Origin of the sequence: Pedobacter sp. (assembly GCF_035317785.1) — a bacterium.
Classification (GTDB): Bacteria; Bacteroidota; Bacteroidia; order Sphingobacteriales; family Sphingobacteriaceae; genus Pedobacter.
On the sequence record NZ_DATHGC010000341.1, the window covers coordinates 1 to 8,900 of the forward strand.

The 8,900-nt window shown below is 44.1% G+C and carries 7 protein-coding genes and 1 pseudogene; all 8 read right to left on the reverse strand.

Annotated features, from left to right (window positions below; genetic code table 11):
• Positions 1 to 105: 105 nt before the first annotated feature.
• Positions 106 to 246, reverse strand: a complete 141-nt coding sequence (locus VK541_RS21585) for a hypothetical protein (protein WP_324372581.1) — start codon at positions 244 to 246, stop codon at positions 106 to 108.
• A gap of 11 nt (positions 247 to 257) precedes the next feature.
• Positions 258 to 2,699 (reverse strand): PIG-L family deacetylase, encoded by a 2,442-nt coding sequence (locus VK541_RS21590; protein ID WP_324372583.1) that lies wholly within the window; start codon positions 2,697 to 2,699, stop codon positions 258 to 260.
• Positions 2,700 to 2,795: 96 nt separating this feature from the next.
• Positions 2,796 to 3,395, reverse strand: a complete 600-nt coding sequence (locus VK541_RS21595) for an LEA type 2 family protein (protein WP_324372584.1) — start codon at positions 3,393 to 3,395, stop codon at positions 2,796 to 2,798.
• 47 nt (positions 3,396 to 3,442) lie between these two features.
• Positions 3,443 to 3,874, reverse strand: a complete 432-nt coding sequence (locus VK541_RS21600; protein ID WP_324372585.1) for a DoxX family protein — start codon at positions 3,872 to 3,874, stop codon at positions 3,443 to 3,445.
• A 79-nt stretch (positions 3,875 to 3,953) separates the two neighbouring features.
• Positions 3,954 to 4,559 carry a TetR/AcrR family transcriptional regulator gene (locus VK541_RS21605; protein ID WP_324372587.1) on the reverse strand — a complete coding sequence of 202 codons (606 nt, stop codon included), beginning with the start codon at positions 4,557 to 4,559 and terminating at the stop codon, positions 3,954 to 3,956.
• Between the two features lie 103 nt (positions 4,560 to 4,662).
• Positions 4,663 to 7,230, reverse strand: a complete 2,568-nt coding sequence (gene ligD / locus VK541_RS21610; RefSeq protein ID WP_324372588.1) for a DNA ligase D — start codon at positions 7,228 to 7,230, stop codon at positions 4,663 to 4,665.
• Between the two features lie 39 nt (positions 7,231 to 7,269).
• Positions 7,270 to 8,232, reverse strand: a complete 963-nt coding sequence (locus tag VK541_RS21615; protein WP_324372589.1) for a YpdA family putative bacillithiol disulfide reductase — start codon at positions 8,230 to 8,232, stop codon at positions 7,270 to 7,272.
• 29 nt (positions 8,233 to 8,261) lie between these two features.
• Positions 8,262 to 8,900, reverse strand: a pseudogene (locus VK541_RS21620) (DUF5009 domain-containing protein); the annotation flags it as partial.

Genomic DNA, 8,900 nt, shown 5'->3' on the forward strand with positions numbered 1-8,900 from the left:
TTCCAAGCAGGTAGCCATGGATATTCTGTTCACCCCTGCTCTTGTAAATGCCATAGGTCACAATTTCAACCAGTGTGAGTATCAATACTGCCCAGTCTATACCGCTCATTCGAAGTATTTTGTAAATGCGTAAAATATAAGGATCAGGAAGACCAGCCAGCCAATCAGCAGCCTGTAAAACTGTCGCCAGGTTTTTACGAATGGAGGCAGTTCCTGTTCATTTTGCAAAGGGCTTTCAGGTTTCATGACTAATTCTGTTATTTTTTCTTTCCGGACAGCAGGTTGACAAACAAGCGATACGCACCGGGCACTCCTGCAGGCAGCTGCCTGAAGAATGAAATCCCTGTATATACGTACCTTCCTTTACCATAGTCCGCTACGATCAGCGAACCATTTTTAGCAGATTCACCATTGTCATTCATACTCAGCAAAACTGTGTATTTCTTGTCCATATTGGTCACAAAATACAAGCCTCTTTCCTGGACCCAGCCCTCAAAATCCTTATTGGTAATCTTATTGGGATAATTCAATGCCAGATGGTCCGGAGACAGTAAAGTCACTTTTGCATCCTCCTCAGTCACACGGTCTCTTGACAATCCAAATGGAAAAGGACCCAGGTTATCGATCCGAAGCGGTGAGTTCACATTGTACTGGACCAGTAATGTCCCTCCCTCTTCCACATATTTCATCAATTTGGGTTGTATGCCACGCATTTGATCGCTCACATTGTACAGCCTCACCCCTGTTACTATGGCATCATAAACCGAAAGATCACCATTAATGAGCTGGTTCAAACTCAGGTCTTCAACTGCATATCCTACTTGTTTCAGAGACTCAGCCACCATATCTCCCGCACCGGCAATGTATCCTATGCGTTTACCGGCAAACTTGAGGTCAATCCTGCTCATCTTGGCCTGCGTTAAGGGAAATAAAGTCTGAACCGGGATATGTTCATAATTGACAACATGCAGACCCTGATGATAATTTTTGCCATCTACAACGACATTGAGTGAAAAAACACCTTCCGAAACTTGTCCCGCCGGAGTAACTGTAAAATCCGCACGCTGCTCTTCTCCCTTCCTTGCCATTCTAAAATCTGCCTTCTCAGGCACGACCTTCCATCCGGACGGAACCTTAGGCTCAAGCACTCCGGAAGCGTTGTCTTTAAAAGCCCTTAACGTCAGGCTGATCTTTTTAGGCTCATTGCCATTAAAGATAAAAGACCTGTCGGCAGGCGTTGCCGTTACCGGAGGAGCGATGACCAGTGGCTGATAGATTTCTCCTCTTACCTGGTCTGTGTATTTATAAACAACAGGCAATCGTTTTTCTATGACTTCATCACCTATCTTTACCTTAAACAAACCACTTAAACCTATAGGATTTTCCGCCAGCCCTATTTTTGAAAGTGAATCAACGATGTAAGCACCAATACCGTGTTCCTTTTCCAGCCAGTAAGGCTGAGTTATTCTGGCATTTGCAGAGGAGATCTTTTTATCTTCAGAAACAAACCGGTTAGGCTTCAACTCAAAAGAGGCACCCGAATTGCCTTCTATAATACTGATGGGGAAAGCGAATCCTTCTTTGACCCTGGCTATTCCCTGGATCCTGACATTAACGTCATCACCGAGTGCGTAGGCCGAATTTCCTGCGGCGCTTTCCAGCCAGATGCCCGCGCAGGCCAGGATGAGGTCATCCAATTGTACCTGTTTAAAAGGCTTTCCCTTAACCAGCCCTTTCAGCTTCAACAATTTGCTGACCGATTTTGAAGGATCGGCGACATCATATGTGGTATTGATATCGTCAAGCAATTGCTGTATCGCAGCATTTCCCGGGTTTCGGTTTAAAGTAAAATCAATCCCTTCAAAAATATCTTTTTGCGCAGCATCACCTGCCACTGGGGTAAAGAACTCCAGTCCGCCTCCCCTTTGGCTGGACGAACCAAAACCCTGGCTCCTGTGATTGGAACGGCTTTCTGCAGCAATTTCACCATAACTTTTTCCCAACAGCGCATTATATGCACCCACATCAATTTTCAACTGATCATCCGAAGTCGTATTGTTGCCGCCAAAATTAAATGTATTCCAAAGAATGCGTTTGGCCTGCCAGGGTTTCACAAAGGCTAGCTGTTCAGGAAATTGTTTTGGATCAGCAGCAGCAGCGAAGGCCTCATGGGCCAGGATGGCTGACCCAGCATGGTGGCCATGCCCGGCACGGGAATCTTCGGGAAATCTGGTGATGATCACATCCGGCTGAAACTTACGGATCACCCAGACCACATCAGCAAGAATCTTTTTCTTATCCCATATCTTGAAACTTTCATCAGAATTTTTAGAAAAGCCAAAATCATTGGCACGGGTAAAGAATTGCTCGGCACCATCCGTACGGCGTGCTGCGAGCAGTTCCTGTGTACGAATCAGCCCCAGCAACTCAGCCTGCTCATTACCAATTAAATTCTGACCGCCATCACCTCTTGTCAGGGATAGATAGCCTGTACGTACTTTCTTTTCTTTAGCCAGATATGTCAGCAAACGGGTATTTTCATCATCAGGATGGGCTGCGATGTAAAGCACGCTCCCGGTCACATTCAAGGCCAGCAGGCCTTGTTTGATTTCCGCAGCATTCAGTTGTTGCATGCTTTGGGCTTTGGTAAAAAGCGGGGCCGTTACAATGATGAAGAACAGGTATATGCAAAGTCTCATATTCGGATCGTAAAATCCGAAATTACTTAAAAATCCTTAATCTCCTGTTCAATACAAATTAAACTCCGTAACAATACTGCAAAAATACTACAGTTCTTATAGGAGAATTTTGCTGCTTACTTCTTTATCTATGGTAATAAAACCCGGGTATTTGATCAGCGCAGCCCCAACCTTAATACTGGGTCTGATTTTGAGCGTAAGCATTCCTTTCTTTTCAGGTCCTCCTTTACTGCTTTTTATAAATTCAGTGATCTCTCCCATCACTTTGTTATTGGAAATAAAAGGGTAAATGTTCACTTCCATAGCTACCGGCACTATAGTCGAGCCACCCGCAACGACATTTACCGCCTGGTTTATAAAGCCATTGGCCAGTTCCTGATTGTTGATCAGAATTTTATATTCAAACTCATTAATGGCTGCATCATTACTCGTCGGATTAGTAACCTCCAGGTTCAGACGCGCTTTAAGGGGAACATCTTTTCTCAGCAGACCGAAAGCCAGGCCAGGTAAACTTCCCAAATCCATGTCCTGACCACCTACCAATTTTTTCACATCAGTACCGGCTACCATGATCTGCTCAGCAGAGGTAATCCTGTATTTACATTTTTCAAGTGCCTTGATCTGCTGTGCCTGTTTATTAATGCCACAACCAGAAACCGCGATAGCCGTCAGGCAAACCAATAAAATCCTCTTCATAACAGCTATAACGAAATAATATACATTAAATGATTGCCCGGTTCAAATTAGCGTCTGCGTCTGCTGGAGCTTGGGCTAATAAAACGGTCGATGCTGTATTTCCCAGGACCTGTAACAAGCAGGAATACAAAAACAACCAGATAATGCAGGGCCAGCTCTTGCTTATCAAAACCATCACTACCATGCACTATAAATGCCGCTACAAGCATGAGAATGATCAATGGAATTGTCGCAAGCCTGGTGGCCAATCCAAGAATCACTAATATGGAACAGAAAAATTCTGCAAATACTGTCAGGTACAAAGATGCAGGAACACCCAGGCCTATTGGATCAGCAAACTGAAGTTCTCCCCCCGCCAAAATCCATTGCAGTTTCTGATAACCGTGAACAAGCAGGAAAGCCCCGATTGCTACACGCATGATTAACAGCATAAAGTGCACACTTTCGTTGTTAAAATTGGTATTGAATAGTCTTCTCATATCAGAATTCATTTTAGTGATTTAACAGCCAACCAGGTATATTGTTGTTTTCTGAGGGGAAATATAAGGAAATTAGGTATTATCTGACAACAAGAGAAGTAATAAACCCTGAAATTGCATCCTGAAGGATCATTTTCTTCCCAGCATCAGGCTTACCCGCTTTTTCAATCATTTGTATGGACACCAGCCCGTGGAGAATAGAAAAATAAGTATGGTATTTTAAAAAATAATCTGCATCGCTGTTTTTGCTGCCGGCTATTGCATCCTGTATGGTTGTGATCATGACCATGGTCATGGTCTTCATCTCCTCAACTTGGTTTACCCGATCGCATGCGGGTATCCCCAATCCAAACATGAGCTGATAATACTCTTTATGTTCAAATGCAAAATCCCAGTAGGCATGGGCAATGGCTTCTAGTTGTACAGAAGGCTCAGCATGCTGAGTTTTTGCAAATTGCAACACATCCGCCAGCTTCTGAAAGCCCTCTTTGGTAAACTCCAGCAGAATGGCTTCTTTATTTTCAAAATGATTATAGATCACCGGAATGCTATATTCTATCGCATCGGCTATTTTTCTGATCGATAAAGACTGCCAGCCGTCAGTGAGCACCTGTAACCAGGCAGCCTCCAGTATACTTGTTCTGAATTCTTCCTTCTGCCTTATTTTGCGTTCTGCGATGCCCATACTAATTAAATTTAATTAACAGTGTTAACAAAAGTAACATGTTCATCACACTAATAAAAGTGTTTGCGGATTTCTGACGTTAATCCAACAATCAGTGCCATCTCTATTCCTTTAATTTCTTTAGCGCCTTAAAAAGATCATTCTTTATTACCAGTGCGTCCTTCCACAGATCCCCCTTCTTTTTCAGCCTGTCCATGGTATTAAAAATGGTATAGTTTTTCAGGTCAAGATCTTCGTTCACTTCCTTCCAATCCAGCGGGGTAGAAACCATGGCGCCTGGTTTTGGCCTTGCAGAATAGGGCGCCGCTATAGTTTGCCCCCTCCGGTTTTGAAGAAAATCAAGGTAGATCTTGTTTTTTCGCTTGGAAGGGCTCCGTTCCAGACTCGTCGTATCCGGATGCTTATCCAGCAGCAATTGTCCGAGGTATTTTATAAAATCTTTGGTAATGTCATAATCGTATTTGTCCCCTACGGGAATAAATATATGCAAGCCTTTTGAGCCCGATGTTTTGATAAATGCCGTGATCTTCATTTTATCCAGCATTGACTTGGCCGAAAGCGCCACCTTGACGGCCTCTTTAAAATCAATGTCATGCGGATCCAGGTCCAGTACCGCATAGAGCGGATGATCGGGCTTTTTATACCTGCTCAGCCAGGGATTGATCTCTATACAGCCCAGGTTGACCATCCATAACAATGTTGCCTCGTCGTTACAGACAAGGTAATCTATATCCTTATCGTTACTTTCCGAATAAAGCGACGCTGATTTTATCCATTTCGGGACCTTATCCAGATCCAGGTCCTTCTGATAAAATCCCGGTTCCTCAATACCATTTGGATGTCTGTTTAGTGAAAGGGGCTTGTCTTTCAGATAAGGCAAAATGTAGTCCTTTACCTCGCTGTAATACTCGATAAGCCGGCCCTTTGTAATCTGCTCTTTTAGCCAGTAAATCTTGTTCAGATTGGTCAGCTTCACCTTCTTTTTACCAAAGACCAGTTCCTTGTCCTCTTTTTTAATGCTATCTGTTAAATCTTCCATATCCTTTACTTCATTATCGTCACCTCCGACAGGTGCTTCCCGCACTACTTTATCCTGTTCCTTGTCAATACGCAACCCTTTAAACACTGGATGTCTCAAGTGCTCATCTTCTGTCCATTCTGAATAGGTCACGTCGCATACGAGTTCCGGTTTCAGCCAGGTAAATTCTCTTTCTTTATGGACGTTATCCCTTACCGGCTTGCTTTTCCGCACCAGTCGCTTCATTTTATCAAATACATCCTTCAGCGTTTCCTCATTAAATCCGGTACCGCAATTTCCAATATATATCAGCTCGGAACCCTGGTACATTCCCAGGGCAAGCGAGCCAAAATAATGCCTGCTTCCCGAAGGTTTGGAATAGCCGATGATCACAGCTTCCTGCGTGTTCTGAAGCTTAAATTTGAGCCACAGGTCTGTGCGCTTATTACTCATATAAGTACTCTCCACATGCTTGGCTATCACCCCTTCCCAGCCATGTTTTTCAGCTTCAGCCAGAAACTCCCTGCTTTTTCCCTGAATATGTCCGTTATAAACAACAACTGGGTTGTTCAGCCCTTCGATCACTTTTTGCAGCAGTTCCTTACGCTTCAGCAGTTCCATGTTCCTGATGTCATGACCATTTAAAGCCAGCAGATCGAACACATAAAACTTAAGCGCCATTTTTTCGGTTTCTGCATTATAGTTCTGCAATTTCTGAAAATAGCTCCGTCCATTTTCATCCTGTACCACCAGCTCCCCGTCTATGACCGCATCCAAACCCAATTCAGCAAGCGCATCAGACACCGCTTTGTATTTTTCTCCAAAGTCTATCCCGTTTCTCGAAATCAGCTTCACTCCACCCTTAGCTTTGGTATAGGCCAGCGAACGGTACCCGTCAAGCTTTTTCTCATAGACCCAGTCCGCGTCGTCAAACAGTTTATCAGACAGCTTCGCCAGCATTGGCTTGTAATCGATCTCCTCTATTTTTTTTGCAGGGTTGTCTTCTATTTCTTCTTCTACCTCCCGATCCGCTACTTCCTGTACAACTGTCTTCTTCTCTTTCTTAGCTTCCTTCTTAAAATCAAGCCCTTTTTTCTTTACAGTTGCACTGACCAGATCTTCGCTGTCAAATGCCTTCTTTAACGCATAATCATCGTTATGCTTGATCAGGAGCCATGCGTTGTCTTCGGCACTTTTTATTTTCACCAGGGCAAACTCCCCCTTCAGGATCTTACCATGCAATTTAAATTTCAGGCTTCCGGCATGAAGATCTTTCAGCAAATCATTTTCTGATCCCTTATCCAGTGCTTCATAGCTTCCCTGATCAAAAATATCCACCACACCTGCACCATAATTTCCGGCAGGAATAGTCCCCTCAAAGGTACGGTAGTCATAGGGATGATCCTCCACCATCATGGCGAGCCGCTTGTCCTGAGGATTCAAAGAAGGTCCTTTGGGTACAGCCCAGCTCTTGAGCACCCCGGCCATTTCAAGTCTGAAGTCATAATGTAATCTTGATGCATGGTGTCGTTGTACGACAAACATCAGTTTAGATTTTGCCGCTGACCGGTCAGGCTCCACCGCTTTTTTCCCGGAACCGGGCTCTTTGGTCTTGGTGAAATCTCTTTTTTTGACGTATTTTTCCAGGTTCATAACCGAACAATTTACATCAGTTACAACAGTTGAAAAAGACTATGGTTTGCCGGTGATGTGCTTTATGATCTTTACCGCATGGTCCCTCGAATTCTCAATGAACCACAAATGTGTATCCATCCCTCCACACACCACGCCCGCCAGGTATAGTCCTTTCCTGTTGGTCTCCATTGTTTCGGGGTTGTGCGCCGGAAGCAGTTTTTCATCTTCGGAAAGCGTAATACCAAATCTTCGCAGCAGTTCAAAATCGGGACAATAGCCGGTTAATGCCAGTACAAAGTCATTGGGTAAGGTAGTCTTTCCACTTTCAGTCTGAATATCAGCTTCATGTTCCCTGACTTCCAGAAGCTCCGCATTAAAATACGCAGTGACGCTGCCCTCCCCGATCCTGTTGATGATATCGGGACGCACCCAATACTTTACACGTTTGCTGATCTCCGGAGCCCGGACTACCATGGTCACCCTGGCGCCCTTCCTATAGGTTTCCAGCGCCGCATCGACAGAAGAGTTGCTGGCGCCAACTACAATTACATTTTGCATAGCATAATAATGCGGGTCTTTGTAATAGTGCATTACTTTTGGCAGGTCCTCTCCCGGGATATTCATTTTATTAGGCAGGTCATAAAAACCGGTAGAAACAATGACATTCCTTGCCTGATAATGACATTTGGAAGTAAGAATCTGAAATACAGCTTCTTTATCTACCCGTTCTACAATCTCAAACAAACGCACATCCAGAGAAAATTTAAGGCTCACCCTTCTGTAATATTCCAGAGCTTCGGCACGGGTAGGTTTCGGATGATTTGAAACAAAAGGAACACCGCCGATCTCCAGTTTCTCCGAAGTAGAAAAGAAAGTCATGTTTTGCGGATAATTATAGAGGGAATTGACCAGACAGCCTTTTTCTACGATCACATAGGTCAAACCTGCCTCCTGAGCCTGTATTCCGCAAGCCAAGCCAATTGGCCCGCCACCAATTATAAACACATCTAAAACATCCATCACCGCTAAATTAACAAAAAGCGGAGCCACTAAGCCCTAAAAAAGATCCGCTTTTTGTAAAGAAAATAACAAATGCCCCATTCAAAAGCAAAGATACACAGACAGGATATCAGTTCCACTATATGTTCTGGAACAGAGACCAGATCCAGCAGCCCTCCAGTGATGGCAAAAACATAACCGTTGAACCAGCGTGAACCCACAATTTCAAAAAACAGGTAAATGAAAATGGAATTCATTCCAATAATCAGAAAGAAAGACAAGTATTTTTTATGATCGAGCACATCGATCCACCAATATAAAAATGCAAGCATCAAAAGACACCATCCTCCCGAAACCAGGACAAACGAACTTGTAGCAATCTTTTTGATCATGGGAGTAACGCCAGCCATATCCAGAGCATACCCAAGCAGCAAACAACAGAGGCCGGCAATGACCAGGGTCTTTACCTTTCCTAAATCCAACCTGCTGCTCAATAAGATTTTCCCTGCGATCATCCCCCAAATGGTATGAGCTGCCGTCGGCAAGCAATTGATGGCCACCCAGCCACCCGAATTGATCTTGTTCATTAAGATCAGGTCCATATAGTTCCCAAAGTTTTGCTGGTCGGTAAACGGCTGGTCAAAACCGCTGATATACATGTATCTGTACAATACTTCAGTCAGCAGGAG